Source organism: Streptomyces sp. NPDC101152 (assembly GCF_044768275.1).
In the GTDB taxonomy this organism is placed as follows: domain Bacteria; phylum Actinomycetota; class Actinomycetes; order Streptomycetales; family Streptomycetaceae; genus Streptomyces.
Genome location: NZ_JBIWPO010000010.1, coordinates 196,792 through 212,610, shown reverse-complemented (window position 1 = coordinate 212,610; position 15,819 = coordinate 196,792). Strand labels below are relative to the sequence as shown.

Below are 15,819 nucleotides of genomic sequence, written 5' to 3'. Positions count from 1 at the left end.
GGTCAGGTCAAGTACGCGAGCGCCCCCGACACCAGCGTCCGTACGCCCGGGGGGACCGTCGCGAGGTCCGGGGCGAAGAGAGGGCTGTGGTTGCTGGGGACGGCGAGGAACTTCTCCATCAGGTCGGTGCCGGGCGCCGCGTCCCAGGTCGCCGCGGAGGTGGAGGTCACGAACCAGTAGGAGTACGGCAGTTCGCCCTCCGCGAGCCGGGAGAAGTCCTCGCTGCCCATCGCCGGGCCCGGGTCGAACACGGTCGACGCGCCGAACACCTCCCGGTGCACCTCGGCGACGCGGTGGTCGGTGGCCGGGTCGTTCACCGTCATCGGGAACGCCTCCCCGAGCAGCACCTCCGGCTCGCGCGGGCAGCCCGCGGCCCGGCACTCGCCCTCGGCGATCCGGCGGATCGCGGCGAGCATCCGCTCCCGCACGGCGTCCGACTGGGTCCGCAGGTTCAGCCAGACACGGGCGGTGGCCGGGATGATGTTCGGGGCCGTGCCCGCCTCGATCCGGCCGACAGTCAGCACCGCCGACTCGCGGGGCGCGATCTCCCGGCTGACGACCGTCTGCAGCCGGGTGACGATGTGGGCAGCCGTCACCACCGGGTCGACGGTCGTCTCCGGCCGCGAGCCGTGCCCACCGCGCCCGTGGACGACGATCTCGACGTCCGTCGTCGCCGACATGATCAGCCCCGGCACGTGCGGGTACAGGCCCGCCGGACCCGGTGCCGCGTGCTGGCCGAGCAGCACGTCCGGGCGCGGGACCCGCTCGTACAGCCCGTCCGCGAGCATCGCGGCCGCGCCCCGCCCGGTCTCCTCGGCGGGCTGCCCCACCACGACCAGCGTGCCGGACCAGGCGTCGCGCCCCGCGGCCAGCGCCTCGGCCGCCCCGGCCAGCCAGGTCACGTGCAGGTCGTGCCCGCAGGCGTGCATCACCCCGGGTACCTCGGAGGCGTACGGCAGGCCGGTCTCCTCGGTGACCGGCAGGGCGTCCATGTCGGCCCGCAGCAGCACCGTCGGCCCGTCGCCGGACCGCAGGACACCGGTGACCCCGGTGCCGCCGACGCCCTCCTCGACCTCGTAACCGGCCTTCCTGAGCCGGTCGGCGAGCTTGCCGGCCGTGCGGTGTTCCCTGAGCGAGAGCTCGGGATGGCGGTGCAGGTCCCGGTAGAAGTCCTCCAGGTCGGCGACCGGGAGACCGGCGGTGAGGTCGAGGGCGGCGCGGGCCGCGGCAGAGGTCATCCAGGAAGCGTACGGAAAGCGGCCGTCGAGGGGAGGGGGGAAGTGGTCCCGGGGTGCGGTCAACCCCCGTGCCGGGCCTGCTGTACCTGGGTGACCTGGTCGGCGTTGTCCGCTCTCGCGGGGCCCGCGTTCGCGGCCAGGACCAGGGCGGCCACCGCGACGAGGGCGGCGGCGACGCCCCGGGCGTAGCGTTCGGCGGTGCTGGTGCGGTCGTGCATGGCCACCTCGCAACAGCTCGGTTTCAGCAATCGGTTAAGCGTGTTTAATACGCGGTTTAACCTAGGGGTCGACGGGGCCGAACGGCAAGAGGGCCAGGGGGAGTTGGGGATGTCGGAGCGGGACGACCCGGAGACCATCGGGCGCCGGGTGCAGCAGTTGCGGGGCGAGCGCGGGCTGACGCAGAAGCAGTTGGCGGAGCCCGCCTACACGCCCGCCTACATCTCCACCCTGGAGGCCGGCCGGGTGCGGCCCTCCGACGAGGCGCTGCGGCACATCGCCGAGCGGCTCGGGGTGGAGTACGAGGAACTCCTCACCGGGCGCCCGGCCCGGCTCGCCACCGACCTGCGGCTCAGGCTGACCGAGGCGCAGCGCATGCTCTCGGGCGGGGAGGCGGAGGAGGCGGCCGACCTGTTCGCCGGCCTGCTCGCCGAGGCGCAGCGGCACCAACTGGCCGACGTGCAGGCCGCCGCGCTGCTCGGGCTCGGCGAGTGCGCCCTGGACACCGGTGAACTCACCGCCGCCCGGCGGTACTTCGAGCACACCGAGCGGGTCCTCGCCGACGCCCCCCTGCCCGCCCGGGTCCCCGCGCTGCGCGGCCGTGCCGTCTCCCACTACCTCGCCGGTGAACTCCGTTACGCCGTCTACCTGCTGGAGTCCACCCTCGACGAACTCAACCGGGGCGGCCTGCACGACCCCGACGCCCTGCTCCTGCTCTACGCCAGCGCCATCGGCCCCTACATGGACATGGGCGCGCACGCCCGCGCCGCCCAGGCCGCCGAGTTCGCGCTCGCCCTCGCCCCGCAGTCCGGCGACCCCGCCCTGGTCGCGCGGATGCACCGGTCCGTCGCCCGCACCCTGCTAGCCGAGGGCCGTACCGCCGAGGCCGACGCCTCGCTCGCCAAGGCCGCCGAGCTGTACCGGACCCTGCACCTGCGCACGGAACTCGCGGGCTGCCACTGGATGCGCGGATACGTCTGCGCCCAGAACGGCGAACTGGAGCGGGCGGAGGACGAGTTGCGGCAGGCGCTGAAGATGCTCGCGGCGGGCCGTGCCGCGCTCTACAGCAGCCAGGTCGCCGTCGAACTCGCCGACGTCCTGCACCGGCGCGGCAGGTCCGAGGAGGCCGCGGACCTCCTGAACGACGTCCTCAGCGACCTCCACTCCGAACGCGGCGCCCTGCACTCCGCCGCCGCCCACCGGCTGCTCGGCATCATCGCCGAGGACGCCCGCGACACGGACGCCGCCGAGGAGCACTACGTACGGGCCCTGAGCCTGCTCGAGCGGGCGGGCGCCGCCGGTGACCTGGCCGACCTGTGCCGCCTGCTGGGCGATCTGCTGCGTCGCACCGGCCGCGTGGAGGCGGCCCTGGATGCCTACCGCACGGGCCTCGGCCACCGCACGGCCCCCGGCACGACCACTCTGGGGCCGGCCCCGGCCCAACCTCCCCTGTGACCGTTTCGGGCCCGGGGTGAGGGGTAGTCGGTGGGCGCATCCAGCGGGCCAGCCACGAGCCACGGTCCCTGTTCCGGGTGAACCCGCGGCCGGGGCCCATGGCCGACGACGGCCGCGCTGCGAGCGAAGGAGGCGGTGGCCGTGCGGCCCAGGGACGACCGCTACGGCTTCTCCGGCGACGAGTCGGGTGAGGACCCGCGTCTGGGCGGCACCAACGCGAGCCAGGAACGCGGCGACGACCGGATCCGGGCCGCCGACGTGATCGCCGAGGGCGTCCGGGGCGCCGAACCCGTGGAGGTCCCCGCGCGGCTGTGCTCGGTCGCGGTGAAGCTGCTGCCGGTGGTCGGCGCGAGCGTCTCCCTGCGCAGCGACGGCATGCCCATCCAGCTCAGCGCCAGCGACGAGCAGGCCGCCCATCTGTCGGAGGTGCAGGCCACGCTCGGCGACGGCCCGTGCATGTACGCGGCCGAGATCGGCGCCCCCGTGCTCGCCTCCGACCTGAGCGCGGGCGCGGACGCGCGCCGCTGGCCGGTGTTCGCGCAGCAGGCGACCGCCGCCGGGGTGTCGGCCGTCTACTCGATGCCGCTGGGCAACGACGCCGTCTGCGTGGGCACGCTCGACCTGTACCGGGACACCCCTGGTGAGCTGACCCAGCGCGAGGTGCGCACCGCCCTGCTGGTCGCGAGCCTCATGACGCTGGCCCTGATGGCGCTGCCGCGGCAGGCGGAGAACGGGCAGCCGGGGGGAGACGAACCGTGGCTGAGCGGTCTCGCCACCGACCACGACGAGGTCTACCAGGCCATCGGCATGATCATGGCGCAGCTCGGCGTGGGCTCCGACGAGGCGTTGGCCCGGCTGCGCGCCCGCGCGTTCGCGCTGAACCGCACCGCGCTCGAGGTGGCGCGCGACATCGTCTCGCAGAGGAAGAGGTTCGACCGTGACTGACGAGGGCTCCGGCACCACTTCGACCCGCTCGACCTGTTCGCCCGGCTCGACCCGCGGGAACTCCTGGAGGAGACACCGCGACGCCCGTAGGACGGGTGGTGACCGTCAGACCTGCGCCCCGCTCTGCGTGCGTACGTCGGCCAGCCGCCGCACGCCCGTCTGCACGGCCGCCTTCGTCACGTCCGGCGAGACGTCCCCGAGGCCGCCGTCGGTGACGGCGATGGTGTCCTCGCCGGCCCGCACCGCGGCGACGTCGAGGGTGAGCACGGTCGGCTCGCCGTCCGCGGTCTGCGCGGTCAGCGTCACCCGCAGGCCCTGCCGCGCGTCCCCGACCGCCGGCAGATGCGCGTCCACGACCTGGACGCTCTGCACGGCCCCGTGCTGGGTCACCGCCGTGAACCGCCCGCACGTTTGCGGCAGTGTCCGCATCCAGTCCAGCGTCCGCCGCACGTCCCCGGCGTCCAGCGCGAGCACCTGGTAGCGCAACTGGGCCTGGTCCAGGGAGTCGTCGAGTCCGGCTACGGCACTTACCGGGGCCGGGGTGCCGAACAGGTCGTCGGTGTACAGGGCGTCGAGCAGCCGTCGGCAGTCGGCCGCGTCCGTGGTCGCCTTCAGCACCCCGTCCCGCCAGGTCGCCGCCCCCTGCGTCGGCGCCCAGGGCGGCCCCAGATCGGCGGGGGTGACGAGCGCGTTCTGCGCCTGGGCCGCGGTCAGGGGACGCGCGGCGGGCGCGGCCGGCGGGGGCGCGGCGGCGGAGGAGGCGGCCTGCCCGCGCGCCGTCGCCCCGCCCGTCAGGGCCCTACAGGCGCTCGCGCCGACCAGCGTGGTCACGGCGAGGACGGAGGCGGCGAGGACACGCGCGCGGGTGCGGGGCATCGGGGCTCCTGACCGACGTACAGGATCGGGTACGCCTCCACGGGACCACCACGTCCTTCGGCCCACCACCGCGCGGAGCCGTACGGGTGAGCGGAAATCCCGTCGCGCCAGTCGCCCGCGCGGCGTTACCGTCGCCCCGTGAAGCGTGCCCAGTCCCTTTCCACGACGACGCCGGAGACTGTCCCGGCGCGCTGAACGACGGACTGGAGTCCGAAGCCCCGGGGCGAGTGCCCCGGGGCTTCGTCGTGGGTCGCTCGTCCCTCCCCGAGCAAGGAGACGGACCATGGACGACCACCGGCGACTCGGCCGTGAGCTGGAGCTGTTCGACACCGACCCGCTGATGGGCGCCGGGCTGCCGTACTGGCTGCCCGACGGCGCGACCGTGCGGCACGTGCTGGAGGAGTACGTGCGGGGGCTGGAGCGGGCGGCCGGGTACCGGCACGTGTACTCGCCCGTCCTCGGCAAGCGGGAGCTGTACGAGATCTCCGGGCACTGGGCGCACTACGGCGACGACATGTTCCCGCCGATGCGGCTGGGCGGCGAGGAGGTCGTACTGCGCCCGAGCCTGTGCCCCCACCACGCCCTCATCTACCGCTCCCGTGCCCGCAGCTACCGCGAACTTCCCCTCCGCATCGCCGAGGTGGGCGGCATGTACCGCTCCGAGCCGTCCGGTGTGCTGGGCGGCCTGACCCGGGTGCGCGCCATCCAGCTCAACGACGCGCACATCTTCTGCACCCTGGACCAGGCGGTCGAGGAGGCGCGCGGCGCCCTGGAGATGATCGCCCGCGCCTACGCCGACCTCGGCATCAGGCCGGCCCGCCACCGCCTCTCCCTGCCCGGCGAGGGCGGCAAGTACGTCGCCGATCCCGCCCTGTGGAAGCGGGCCACCGCCCTGCTGCGCGAGGTGCTGTCGGACCTCGGCGTCGACCACGAGGCGGCCGAGGGCGAGGCCGCGTTCTACGGCCCCAAGATCGACGTGCAGATCGCCGACCCGGCCGGCCGTGAGTCCACCCTCTCCACCGTCCAGATCGACTTCCACCAGCCCGAGCGCTTCGACCTGCGCTACGTCGGCGCCGACGGCGCGAAACACCGGCCGGTCATGGTCCACCGCAGCGTCGTCGGCAGCATGGAACGGGTGGTCGCGCATCTCGTCGAACAGCACCGCGGCGCCTTCCCGGCGTGGCTCGCGCCCGTCCAGCTGGTGGTGCTGCCCGTGTCGGAGGAGCAGCGGCCACAGGCCCGGGCGCTGCTGGAGAGGGCGCTCGCCCAGGGCCTGCGGGCCGAACTCGCCGGCCCCGAGCACGGCAGCCTGGGCGCACGCGTCCGCGCCGCCCGCCTCGTGCCGTACCAGGCGGTGATCGGCGAGCGCGAGGCGGCCGGTGACCTGGCCGCCGCACGCCTGCGGGACGGGAGCCGCCCGGGTGCGCTGCCGGCCGGGGAGCTGTTGCGGCGGATCGGCGAGCGGGTGGACGCTCGTGGCGCCGAGCTGTGGGCGGCTGCGTAAGGTCGGTGTCGTAGAGACGCCCGTCGACGAGGGAGCCCGCCGTGACCGGTCAGCCCATTCCGGTGATCATCGACTGCGACACCGGCGTCGACGACGCCCTGGCCCTGCTGTTCGCGGTGCGGCACCCGGGGATCGACCTGCGGGCGATCACCTGTGTCGCCGGGAACACCGACGTGGACGGCGTGGTCCGCAACACCCTCACGGTGCTGGAGCAGGCCGGCGGCCCGGACATCCCCGTCGGGCGGGGCGCCGAGCGGCCGTTGATCGAGCCGGTGCGCACGGCACGGCACGTGCACGGTGTGGACGGGATGGGCGACCTCGGGCTGCCCGCGCCGACCCGCACCCCGGCCGAGGTGGACGCGGTGACGCTGCTGCGCCGCGAGATCCTGGCCTCGCCGCGTCCGGTGACGCTGGTCCCGACGGCGCCGCTGACCAACATCGCGCTGCTGCTGCGGACGCACCCGGAGGTGGTCCGCAACATCGAGCGGATCGTCTTCATGGGCGGCGCGGTCGCCACCGGGAACGCCACCCCGGTCGCCGAGTTCAACGTCTGGCACGACCCGGAGGCGGCCGCCGTCCTGCTCACCGCCGGCGTGCCGATCACCATGTACGGCCTCGACGTCTTCCAGCGGGTGATCGTGCCGGGCGCGGACGTACGGCGGCTGCGGGCGAGCGCGGAACCGGGCACCCGGCTCGCCGGTGAACTCCTCGCCCACCGCCCGGCCTCGCCCGATCCCGACAGCGACGACCCGGCCGGCGGGCTCGGCGACGCGGGCGCGGTCTGCTCGGTCGCCGACCCGGCCGGCATCACCACCAGCCTGCTCCCCGTCGAGGTCTCCCTCGTCCCCGGACCCACCCGGGGCCAGACCATCGTCGACCGCCGCGCCCGCCCCGGCGAGTCCGAGATCCACGAGGGTGCTCGCGAACAGCCCCTGGTGGACGTGGCGTTGGACGTGGACGTGGACCGTTTCGTCAAGCTGTGGCTGTCGGCGGTGGAGAAGCCGTAGCGCCACCGTCCTGCGGGGTAGCCGTCGACTCGTCGGCGTCGGCCTCGTCCCGCTCCTCCGACTTCTCCCGCTCCTCCCGCTGCTTCCGCAGCGCGAGTTCCCGGGCCGTCTTTTCGGAGTGCAGCCTCAACTCTGCCTCTGTCCGGAGATCGAACACGAACGCCTCCCTCGATCAACTTGGCTTCCGCAAATTTGCTTTATCAATATATTACCTTAGGGGGGCTCCCGAGTCACGGACTTTCCGCGGCCCGTACCGACCACTTCTGCTCGACCTTCGCCAGCCGCCAGTAGGCCAGCGCGGCCGCCCACACCACCACGAACAGGCCGACGATGACGTAGCCGACGTTGTCCAGGTCGAGGCCGGCGATCCAGCCCGTGACCGAGTCCGTCAGGTCGAACTTGTCGTGCAGGACGCCCACCAACTCGATCGTGCCGATGAAGAAGGCGACGGCGATGGACAGACCGGTGATGGTCAGGTTGTAGAAGACCTTGCGGACCGGGTTGGAGAACGCCCACTGGTAGGCGAAGTTCATGAACGTGCCGTCCAGCGTGTCGAACAGGCTCATCCCGGCCGCGAAGAGCAGCGGCAGGCACAGGATCGCGTACCAGGGCAGGCCCGCCGCCGCGCCGGACCCGGCCATCACCATCAGCGTGACCTCGGTGGCGGTGTCGAAGCCGAGCCCGAAGAGGAAGCCCAGGGGGTACATCTGCCCGGGCCTCGTGATCGACTTGGTGAGGCGGCCGAGGATCCGGTTCATGAACCCCCGGGAATCCAGGTGCCCTTCGAGCTCCGACTCGTCGTACGTCCCCGCCCGCATCGCCTTGAACACCTTCAGGATGCCCATCAGGGCGACGAGGTTGAGGGCGGCGATGACGTAGAGGAACGTGCCCGAGATCGTCGTACCGAGGACGCCGAGCACCTTGTGGGTGGCGGAGTTCTCGTTCATGACCTTGCCGGCGAGTGCCGTGCCGCCCGCGATCATCGCGGCCAGCAGCACGACCACGCTGGAGTGGCCCAGTGCGAACCAGAAGCCCACCGACACCGGCCGTTTGCCGTCGGCCATCAGCTTGCGGGTGGTGTTGTCGATCGCGGCGATGTGGTCGGCGTCGAAGGCGTGCCGCACGCCCAGGGTGTAGGCGGTGATGCCGAGGCCGATGCCGAAGGCCTTGGAGCCGACCTCGTAGTGGCCGGGGACGACGAGGAGGAAGAGGATCCCGAAGGCGGCGACATGGAGGGCGGCGATCACCGCCACCAGCCCAGCGGTCTTGACGGTGTCCTCGCGCCGCCAGCGGAAAGAAGCAGCGTCGGTCATGTTCACGCTCCAGCACCTCGTGGATCACTTCGTGAGATGCCGTGGCCGGTCTCCTGGCTGACGGGTCGCGCGTCGCCGGTCCGCCTTCCCGGCCGCGGTGAAACGGCCAGTGGCTGCCCCTTGCGGGACGTGGACCGGTGACTTCCCGATCACAGTGGCGAGGGCCGCGTCGGCATCGCACCGACTTCCCGAACACCACGGCCCGCCCACCGTAGGGGGATCGGGCCCCTCCTGCATAGCTGCATACCTGTGCAGGTATCGAAGATCACAGAGGTGCCTGCGAGGATGTGCGCATGCATCTCGTCCCGGCCGACCGCGCGGACCGCCGCACCATCGACGGCCACCGGGTGTGCGACGCCATCGCCGCCATCGGTGACGAGGCCCATGTACGTGCTTGGGCCGACCGCTTCTCGCTGCTCGCCGACCCGAAACGGCTCGCCCTGCTGATCGCCCTGCACCGCACCGGCCCGCTGGCCGTCTCCGACCTGGCGATCGCGACCGGCATGAACGACCCCGCCGTCTCACAGGCCTTGCGACTGCTGCGGGCGGCCGGGGTGGTCGCCGGGGAGAAGGAGGGGCGGATCGTGCGCTACCGGGTGGTCGACGAGGACGTACGCCTCCTGCTCAAGCACTGTGCCGCCGACGGGAGCTGACCCGTCGACGGCACCGTCCTTGCTCGTCCTTGCTGTGTCAGCGCACCGTCGGGCTCGGGTTGGCGCCCGCGCCGCCCGTGCCGGGCGAGGACTCGCCGGGCAGCAGCGGCGGCTGGGTGGTGGTGTCCACCGGCGGGGTGAGCACGACCTCGGGCTGGCCCGGGGCCGGGGGCGGCGGGGTCAGGTCCGTGGCGGGCAGCTTCGGCGGGGTCGTCTCCTGGAAGAGGACCTGGTCGAAGTTGACCAACCCGGTCTGCTCCATGACCGTGATGTGGTCGAGCACCGTGGCGTTTGCCTGGTCCGCCAGGGTCCGCACCACGGTGTTCTTCGTCGTCGAGCGGACCTTCGCGATCGTGTTGAAGATCGAACCGTGCGTCACCCGCAGGATGTTGGCGAAGTCGACGTCGAACTGCTTGCCGCTGTCCCCCCTGAGGGTGTTGACGAAGCCCTCCTGCTGGGGGCTGGCGATGTTGGGGATGGTGATGTTGAGCATCGTGCTGATCTTGCGGCAACTGGCGTCCAGCGCGGCGTGCCCGTCGATCAGGTGCTTGCTCGCGATCTTGACCGCCTGGCTCTGCCCCTTCTGCAGGCCGAGTTGACCCACCGGGTACTCCCACAGCCCGGCCGCGCGCACCTTGACCACGAAGTCCCGGTCCGACTCGGTCAGCGGTCCCCACTGGGTCTGTGCGATCACTCTCGTCCCTGAGCTGGACACGGTGTTCACTCCGAGCATCGCGGGATAGGCGAGTGCGACGAGAGTGATACTGAGGGCACCGCCCACGAAGAGAGTTCCCGTCGCGTTCCGCGAAAAGCGCACCGTGCCTCCTGCCCGGTCGGGGGTCCGCCGATCAACGGCGGTCGGACGCACAGAAGTACGCAGAGGTAAGCGGCCGAAACCTTTTGGATTGGTAAAGTCTCGTCGGGTGGCGGTGCCGACGAGGAGGCAACCCGTCGCATAACCGGACGGATCCTCGCACCGGCCGGTCACCGCACGCCCCGCAGCGCGGTGGTCAGGCAGATGACGGCAGCCGGATCCGGCACGGGGGTGAGGCGGGCGACGACCTGCTCGCTCCCGAACGCCCGCTGTTCGGCGGTCACTTCGGGGTCGGCGGCGCATTCGGCCTGTACGTACACGTAGTTGGGTTCGGTGGCGAAGAGCCGAGACGGGCCCGGCGTCGTCGACCAGGACGTTCTGGGGCTGCAGATCGAGGCGGGACGTCACCAGGTCGTCCGAGTCGGTCGGGCTCACCCAGCGCGCCAGCTCCGCGGCCGAGGTCTCGACGAACCGGGCGAGCGCGTCCGCCCACGGCAGACCGGCCCCGCCGACCTTCCTGTGCAGCTCTTTCCAGTCGGCGTCCCGCGGGCACCGTTCGTACCAGGGGTCCGGTGTCTCGCGTGCGCCCTCCCCCGCCCGGTGCAGCAGCGCCACGGTCCGCCCGAACCAGTCGAGGATCGCCGGGTCGGAGGCGTCCGCCGCGGCACCCTCGACCCACTCGTACAGCTTCACCCAGGAGCCCGCCGGCGCTCCGGCGAGGCGGCAGACGTGGGCGCCGTCGAGAGTGGGGATGAGCCGCGGCGACCTGATGCCCAGATCCCTCCGCGGCCTGCCGCAGGGCGGCCTCCCGACGGACCTGGTCCTCGTCGCAGCCGAAGAGGCGGCGACAGCAGACGTCGACTCTCGTACGCCCGTCGGCACTGGGCCCAACACCCCACGGTTGACGGAATGTTGACCACTTCGCGGGAGAGTCGAGACGAACCCTCGACCTAGATTCGCCCCATGCCCCCACAGCCCCCGCCCAGGATCCCCACCCTGCCCGTCCTGCCGTACCGCAAGCCCACCAAGGGCCGTGACTACTGGGTCTTCGACGACGTCCTGCCGGACGCGGACGCCGTACGGGCCCGCTGTCTGGCGAAGGACGACTGGGTCAAGGGCTACCCCTACACCTCGGAGACCTGGCCGGGCCTGCGCACCATGCCGGGGCTCGAGCCGGACGAACTCGCCCGCGTGGAACGCCTGGTGAAGAAGGCGACCGGGGCGAAGGAGCTGTGGGTGCAGCAGGCGCCCGGCGGCGGCACGCTCAACCACAACTGCGTCCAGGTCGTCGGCGAGGGCGAGAGCCAGCCGCGTCCGCACACCGACTCACGGGCGCTGTGCCGGTACGCGGCCGTGCTGTACCTCAACCCCGGCGTCGGCAAGGACTGCGGCACCGCCTTCTACCGCCAGTCGCTGCCCGGCGGCCGGCTCGGCGGCAACATCGTGCAGGCCCCGCACAACAACCTCGTCGAGGCGCTCGGCACCCGGTTCGTGCCGGGCGACCACTTCGAGGAGGACGTCCGCGTCCCGCACAAGTACAACCGGCTGCTCCTGTACAACGCCAACCTGGTGCACAGCGCGACCGGTTACGCAGGCAGCACCCTGGAGGACAAGCGGATGACCGCGGTCTTCTTCTGGATGGCCTGAACCGGCTTCTGGAGGACCCGAGCGGATTCTGGCGGACCTGAGCGGCTTCGAGACGGCCCGAGCCGGCCCGGGAAGGTACGAGCCCCGCCCGGGGACGGCCGGAGCCGGCCGTGAAGGCCCGACCCGGTCGGCCAAGCAGCCCGCGTCGGCCCAGACGCAGCCTTCCCCACGCCCACCGCGCGTCAGCCCAGGCCGCCGCTGCCGAAGGAGCCGCTGGAGCCGGGCATCCAGCGGCGGCGTCGCTGGTCCTTCCCCGTCCTGCTGGCCGCCTGGTGCAGCTCGTGCGGCATCAGACGTCGTCCGCCGTCCATGGGCACTTCGTCCGGTTCACGCACCTCGCTCGCCTCATGGACGGCACCGCCTTCGGGAAGGTGCGGCTGCTCGTCCGGCAGCGGCCGCGGCAGCTCGCGGTCGCGCACCCGCATACCGAACCAGAAGGCCCAGATCAGGGCACCGGCGATGACCAGACCGCCGATGAAGGCGCCGACCACGTGGCCCACATTGACCGACGTGGCCGCCAGTACAAACGTCGCCGTACTCATGACCCGATTATCGACCCAAACGCCCGGAAAGTCGTCCGCTCGGTTTCGTCACCCATGGGTTACGGATCGCGCAATCCCTGGTGGCCGCGCGGTGAGCGCAGCACGATGGGCCCATGACACCGGCGCAGAAAGCCATGCGGCAGCTCGAGACGTGGCCCGACCTCAGCCCGTGTCCGGCCGACTGCGGGACGGGCCGGGCGCTGCGCTCCGCCCACCACGAGATCGTCCACTTCCACTCCGAGCGTGACGTGGACCTGCAGCTGACCGCCCGGGCCATCCAGCGCCTGCACTACGACTTCGCCGAGTCGACCGCCATCCGCATGGTCCCCGGCTCCCGCTGGGTCACGGTGCACCTCGACTGCGACGCCGACGTGGACCTGCTGCTCGGCCTGGTGAGCGTCGCCCTGAAGACCCACGCGGCCCAGCGGACGGGGTCCGTGTCCGGCTCCGCGCTCGCCTTGGACGCTGAGCCCGGCGATCCGACACCCGCCGGGTGCAACTTCCGTCGGGTCACGGTGCTCGACACCGTCACGGAATCCCCGCGCAGGTGAAACTCCCTCCTCAACTGTCACATCCATGACATAGGCTGCGCAGGCAGCCGCGCCCCGTGCGTCAAGACCGGGTGTTGCGCGGCGCACTCGTCTGCCCGGTCGTGCACCGGGTTTTCCTCTGGGGGTCACACGACTGTGCGTAGGCGCAGCATCTCCACCGCGACAGCGCTTGCTGTCCTGTTCTCCTCGGCGGCGCTGAGCGTCGTCGCGGCCGGCACCGCCTCGGCGGCCCCGGCCCATGTCACGGCGCCCGGCGGCATCGTCGCCGACGGTGCCCTGAAGCGGGTGTTCGTCGGCGACGGCTCGGCCGGCACGGTCACCGCGGCCGACTACTCCGGTACGGCCGTCGACTCCGCGAGCGGGTTCCCCGGCGTCACCGACCTGGCGGTGTCCGACGACGGCAGCACCCTGTACGCGGCCCTGCCCGGCACCCACGAGATCGTGGCCCTGGACGCGGCCACCCTCGACATCAAGCACCGCTACACCGTCGCCACCAACACCGGCCCGCGCCACGTCGCCGTCAGCGGCGGCAAGGTGTGGTTCACCTACGGCGACCAGTGGGACGGCAACCTCGGTTCGGTCGACCCGTCCGTGGACCCGGCGAGCGGCACCGACCCGGTGACGCTCAAGCAGTTCCCGACCGACGGCACCGGACCCGGGATCTGGGGCCAGGGCCTGCTGGACACCGACGACAGCCAGCCCGGCATCCTCGCCGTGGGCGAGACCGGCATCTCCTCCGACTCGATGGCCGTCGTTGACGTCTCCGGCGGCACCCCGAAGCTGGTTTCCTGGTACCAGGGCGACTACACCCTGAACAGCGGCATCGGGGACATCGATCTGGTACCCGGCGGCAAGCAGGTGCTGGTCAACGGCAAGGACCGGGACGCCTACGCGGACGGCAAGTTCACCGCGGCCGGCTCCTACCCGACGGGGCAGTCGGCCGACATCGCGTCGAACGGCATCGTCGCCCAGGCCTCGGGCAACCAGGTCCTGACGTACCGGCCGGACTCCACGAGTCCGCTGCACAGCTACGACCTGGGGACGTCCTCCGCCACCGCCCTGCGCTGGGCTCCGGACCTCTCCCGGGTCTTCGCGCTGGTCGGCACGGGTGCGGACGGTACCGGTTACACCCTCAGGGCCCTCACCGGCCCGACCCTGAACAACCCGACCCTCACCGTCAACGCCCCCACCAGCGCGCCCCGTGCCAAGAAGCTGACGGTCACCGGCCGCGTCTCGGCGTCCGAGACGCTGCCGACCGGGGTGAAGCTGCAGGTCACCCGCACCGACCTCGAGTCCCCGAACGGCAAGGCGCTGCCCGCCGTCACGGTCAGGCCGGGCGGCACGTACTCCTTCACGGACACCCCGCAGGCCGGCGGCACGGTCACCTACCAGGTGTCCTACGCCGGTGACGCCACGCACTCCGCCGTGAGCGCGTCCGACAAGGTCGCCGTCTCCCGCACGGGGACCGCGCTCAGCCTGAACAACAACGCCAAGCTGTACGCGTACGGCGCCGGCGCGAAGTTCACCGCGCACCTCGGGACGACGTACAAGAACCGCACGGTGGAGATCTGGGCCGACCCCTTCGGCACCGACAAGCCGAACAAGCTGGTCGCCTCCGGCAAGGTCAACTCCAGCGGCAACTTCACCGCCACGATCAGCATGACCCGCGACACCGCGGTCACGGCGGTCTTCAGGGGCGACGCCCGGTACGCGCCGAGGACGGTCAAGTCGACCGGCTACGCCCAGGTCCGCGTCTCCACGGCCGTCACCAAGAACTACAAGAAGGCCGCGATCGGCTCGCAGACCTACTACTGGTTCCACAAGAAGACGGCGCCGATCGTCACCACGACGATGACGTACTACCCGGGCCGCAAGCAGCGCCTGGAGCTGGAGATCCTCTACCAGGGCAAGTGGTACCCGAGCCAGGACAGCCCGCAGTACTTCGCCCTCGGCACCAACGGCAAGTCGTCCGTCAACATGGGCGCCCCGGGCCAGTCCGGCATCAAGGCCCGCGTCCGCGCGGCCTACGTCAACGGCACCTCGGGCGACACGGTGAACTCGACGACGCTGAGCGACTGGAAGTACCTGTACTTCACCAACTAGCCCACCGGGGCAACGCCGCCGTCCGCCCTGCGAGTCCTTCGCGGGGCGGACGGCGTTGCATCCTTAGGGCGCGCCGGGGCCGTCGAGCGGCGTTGCCGGCATCCCGACCTGGAACGCGCGCCAGGCGGCCGCCGCGAACCGGAGTATCGGACCGCCGGAGTCCTTGGAGTCCCGCACGGCGACGGTGCCGGGGATGTTGCGGGCTATTTCGACGCACTCACCGTTCCCACTGCTGTGGCTGGACTTGATGAACTCGTGGTGCGGCACGGCTCACAGCTCCTCGCGGATACGTTCGATCACGGTGACGGAGTCCCGAAGAGCGAGCCCACTGCGGGCGATCCGCTCGAACCTGGCGTTGTGACGGGCGGCATCCGCCTCGCTCTCCAGCCACAGCGCAGACGAGGCCGTGTCCATGTAGACCACGTCCATCGCACCGGGTTCGCCGAACGAGACCACGCTGAAGGCACTGGTCATGCCCGGGTGGGAGCCGGCGAGGAACGGGACCACTTGCACCCTCACGGGAAGCCGTGCGGCCTCCACGAGATGGGCGAGCTGCGCGCGCATCACCTCGCGCCCGCCCACGAGTTGGCGCAACGCCCCCTCGCCCACGACGGCCCACAGGCTGATCGGGCGGTCGTCCGTGAGCCGGGCCTGCCGTGCGACCTTCGCCTCGACGAACCGCTCGATCTCGTCCGGGTCCTCCCAGTCCGCGTTGCCCACCGCCAGGGCCCGGGCATAGTCCGGCGTCTGCAAAAGCCCCGGCACGAAGGCTCCCTGCCAGGTACGGACACCGGTGGCGATGTCCTCCAGCGCCACGTACTCCACGAGTGACCGCAGCTCCGGGTACTGGTTCCACCAGCCCCTCGCCTTACGACGTTCGCGGTCGGTCTTGGCGAGGTGCAGCAGCCGTTCCACGGCTTTCGCATCGGCCACGCGACGATAGCAGCAGTACCGG

Annotated in this window: 16 protein-coding genes, 1 pseudogene and 1 riboswitch; of the genes and pseudogenes, 8 read left to right on the top strand and 9 right to left on the bottom strand. The window is 71.8% G+C overall.

The window, feature by feature from the left end; genetic code table 11:
• Positions 1-2: 2 nt before the first annotated feature.
• Both ACIRVK_RS16605 and ACIRVK_RS16600 read right to left on the bottom strand, forming a co-directional pair.
• Positions 3-1,238 carry an amidohydrolase gene (locus tag ACIRVK_RS16605; protein WP_404247480.1) on the bottom strand — a complete coding sequence of 412 codons (1,236 nt, stop codon included), beginning with the start codon at positions 1,236-1,238 and terminating at the stop codon, positions 3-5.
• A 59-nt stretch (positions 1,239-1,297) separates the two neighbouring features.
• Positions 1,298-1,456, bottom strand: coding sequence for a hypothetical protein (locus ACIRVK_RS16600; protein WP_404247478.1), 159 nt, complete (start codon positions 1,454-1,456; stop codon positions 1,298-1,300).
• A gap of 109 nt (positions 1,457-1,565) precedes the next feature.
• Between ACIRVK_RS16600 and ACIRVK_RS16595 the strand changes: the two genes are divergently transcribed.
• Together ACIRVK_RS16595 and ACIRVK_RS16590 are read left to right on the top strand one after the other, a co-directional pair.
• Entirely contained in the window at positions 1,566-2,909 is a 1,344-nt protein-coding gene (locus ACIRVK_RS16595; protein WP_404247476.1) for a tetratricopeptide repeat protein, read from the top strand.
• Between the two features lie 135 nt (positions 2,910-3,044).
• Positions 3,045-3,854 carry a GAF and ANTAR domain-containing protein gene (locus ACIRVK_RS16590; RefSeq protein ID WP_404247474.1) on the top strand — a complete coding sequence of 270 codons (810 nt, stop codon included), beginning with the start codon at positions 3,045-3,047 and terminating at the stop codon, positions 3,852-3,854.
• Between the two features lie 105 nt (positions 3,855-3,959).
• Here the strand turns inward: ACIRVK_RS16590 and ACIRVK_RS16585 are convergent, their stop codons facing one another.
• A complete protein-coding gene (locus ACIRVK_RS16585) occupies positions 3,960-4,730 on the bottom strand; it encodes a hypothetical protein (RefSeq protein ID WP_404247472.1) in 771 nt (256 codons plus the stop codon).
• Between the two features lie 283 nt (positions 4,731-5,013).
• Between ACIRVK_RS16585 and thrS the strand changes: the two genes are divergently transcribed.
• Positions 5,014-6,234, top strand: coding sequence for a threonine--tRNA ligase (gene thrS / locus ACIRVK_RS16580; protein ID WP_404247471.1), 1,221 nt, complete (start codon positions 5,014-5,016; stop codon positions 6,232-6,234).
• A 41-nt stretch (positions 6,235-6,275) separates the two neighbouring features.
• Entirely contained in the window at positions 6,276-7,241 is a 966-nt protein-coding gene (locus tag ACIRVK_RS16575) for a nucleoside hydrolase (RefSeq protein ID WP_404247469.1), read from the top strand.
• A 230-nt stretch (positions 7,242-7,471) separates the two neighbouring features.
• Here the strand turns inward: ACIRVK_RS16575 and ACIRVK_RS16570 are convergent, their stop codons facing one another.
• Positions 7,472-8,554, bottom strand: a complete 1,083-nt coding sequence (locus ACIRVK_RS16570) for a HoxN/HupN/NixA family nickel/cobalt transporter (RefSeq protein ID WP_404247622.1) — start codon at positions 8,552-8,554, stop codon at positions 7,472-7,474.
• Between the two features lie 25 nt (positions 8,555-8,579).
• Positions 8,580-8,769, bottom strand: a riboswitch (cobalamin riboswitch).
• Between the two features lie 78 nt (positions 8,770-8,847).
• Here ACIRVK_RS16570 and ACIRVK_RS16565 point away from each other — a divergent pair.
• Entirely contained in the window at positions 8,848-9,207 is a 360-nt protein-coding gene (locus ACIRVK_RS16565; protein WP_404247467.1) for an ArsR/SmtB family transcription factor, read from the top strand.
• A gap of 37 nt (positions 9,208-9,244) precedes the next feature.
• Here ACIRVK_RS16565 and ACIRVK_RS16560 read toward each other — a convergent pair whose 3' ends face one another.
• Positions 9,245-9,988: a DUF4142 domain-containing protein gene (locus ACIRVK_RS16560; protein ID WP_404247620.1), complete on the bottom strand. Its 744-nt coding sequence runs from the start codon at positions 9,986-9,988 to the stop codon at positions 9,245-9,247.
• 203 nt (positions 9,989-10,191) lie between these two features.
• A pseudogene (locus ACIRVK_RS16555) lies at positions 10,192-10,994 on the bottom strand (phosphotransferase).
• On the opposite strand from ACIRVK_RS16555, the gene ACIRVK_RS16550 reads away from it, so the two are divergent.
• Entirely contained in the window at positions 10,985-11,668 is a 684-nt protein-coding gene (locus tag ACIRVK_RS16550; protein ID WP_404247465.1) for a DUF6445 family protein, read from the top strand. The pseudogene ACIRVK_RS16555 and the gene ACIRVK_RS16550 sit on opposite strands and share 10 nt — an antisense overlap.
• 182 nt (positions 11,669-11,850) lie before the next feature.
• Here the strand turns inward: ACIRVK_RS16550 and ACIRVK_RS16545 are convergent, their stop codons facing one another.
• Positions 11,851-12,210 (bottom strand): DUF6479 family protein, encoded by a 360-nt coding sequence (locus ACIRVK_RS16545; protein WP_404247463.1) that lies wholly within the window; start codon positions 12,208-12,210, stop codon positions 11,851-11,853.
• 113 nt (positions 12,211-12,323) lie between these two features.
• On the opposite strand from ACIRVK_RS16545, the gene ACIRVK_RS16540 reads away from it, so the two are divergent.
• Positions 12,324-12,761, top strand: a complete 438-nt coding sequence (locus ACIRVK_RS16540; RefSeq protein ID WP_404247461.1) for a luciferase family protein — start codon at positions 12,324-12,326, stop codon at positions 12,759-12,761.
• A 135-nt stretch (positions 12,762-12,896) separates the two neighbouring features.
• On the top strand, positions 12,897-14,864 hold the full coding sequence (locus ACIRVK_RS16535; protein ID WP_404247459.1) for a YncE family protein: 1,968 nt from the start codon (positions 12,897-12,899) through the stop codon (positions 14,862-14,864).
• 63 nt (positions 14,865-14,927) lie between these two features.
• Here the strand turns inward: ACIRVK_RS16535 and ACIRVK_RS16530 are convergent, their stop codons facing one another.
• Together ACIRVK_RS16530 and ACIRVK_RS16525 are read right to left on the bottom strand one after the other, a co-directional pair.
• Positions 14,928-15,131: a DUF397 domain-containing protein gene (locus ACIRVK_RS16530; RefSeq protein WP_404247457.1), complete on the bottom strand. Its 204-nt coding sequence runs from the start codon at positions 15,129-15,131 to the stop codon at positions 14,928-14,930.
• Between the two features lie 3 nt (positions 15,132-15,134).
• Positions 15,135-15,797 (bottom strand): DUF5753 domain-containing protein, encoded by a 663-nt coding sequence (locus ACIRVK_RS16525; protein WP_404247455.1) that lies wholly within the window; start codon positions 15,795-15,797, stop codon positions 15,135-15,137.
• Positions 15,798-15,819 lie beyond the last annotated feature (22 nt).